This is a genomic window from Bradyrhizobium sp. 17 (genome assembly GCF_023073515.1).
Taxonomy (GTDB): domain Bacteria; phylum Pseudomonadota; class Alphaproteobacteria; order Rhizobiales; family Xanthobacteraceae; genus Bradyrhizobium; species Bradyrhizobium canariense_D.
This window is the reverse complement of the sequence record NZ_JADPJQ010000038.1, coordinates 1-1,007: the sequence shown is the minus strand read 5'-3', so window position 1 is coordinate 1,007 and position 1,007 is coordinate 1. Positions and strand designations below refer to the sequence as shown.

Sequence of the window (1,007 nt, the reverse complement as noted above, 5' to 3'; positions counted from 1 at the left end):
CGGGTGCTTTCGGACGACAGCGTCTTGGCCGAATGCAGCACCTCTTCCGAGGCCGAGCCGGTTTCGGCGGCGCCGCGGTTGACCTGGCCGATGTCGGTGGCGGCGGTCTGAGTGCCCTGTGCGACGGTCTGGACGCTGCGCGCGATTTCCTGCGTCGCGGCGCCTTGCTGCTCCACCGCGCTCGCAATCGAGGTCGAGATCGACGAGATCTGGCCGATGGTGGCGCCGATCTCCTTGATCGCCGCAACCGACTCGGCCGTGGCGCCTTGCATGCCCGTGATGTGCGAGGAGATCTCGTCGGTGGCCTTCGCGGTCTGGCTCGCGAGCGACTTCACTTCGCTGGCGACCACTGCAAAGCCGCGGCCGGCTTCGCCGGCGCGTGCCGCCTCGATGGTCGCGTTCAGCGCCAGAAGATTGGTCTGCTCGGCGATCGCCGTGATGAGCTTGACGACTTCGCCGATCTGCTGGGCGGCATGCGAGAGCTTGCCGATGCGATTATCGGTCTCCTTTGCCTGCACCACGGCAGCTTCGGCAATGCGGCTGGAATCGCGGACCTGACGGCCGATCTCCTCGACCGAGGCCGAGAGCTCTTCGGTCGCGGTCGCGACCGACTGCATGTTGCTGGAGGCCTGCTCGGAGACGTCGGCGACCTGGCTCGACAGGCTCTGCGTGGTCTCGGCGGTGCGGGTCAGCGTCGAGGCCGCCGATTCCAGCTGCACGGCGGAAGCCGAGACGTTGGAGACGATGGCACCAACCGCGCTCTCGAAATCATCGGCGAAACGAATCAGCTCGGAACGACGGCTTGCGGCCTGCTCCCTGTTCTGAAGTTCGTTGGCGGCGGCATCGCGCTCGGCCTTGGCCACGGCCTGCACCTTGAATTCTTCGACCGCGCCGGCCATCTCGCCGATCTCGTCCCTGCGGCCGAGGCCCGGCAGCACGACGTCGAAATTGCCCGCGGCAAGCTCGCGCATCGCCTTGCACATCGCGATCATCGGACGCGAAATGCC

General features: G+C 66.9%; 1 protein-coding gene. It reads right to left on the bottom strand.

Annotated elements, in window-relative coordinates; genetic code table 11:
• Nucleotides 1-1,007: HAMP domain-containing methyl-accepting chemotaxis protein (locus IVB13_RS07345; protein WP_247488122.1), on the bottom strand; the 1,007-nt coding region annotated here is incomplete at both ends.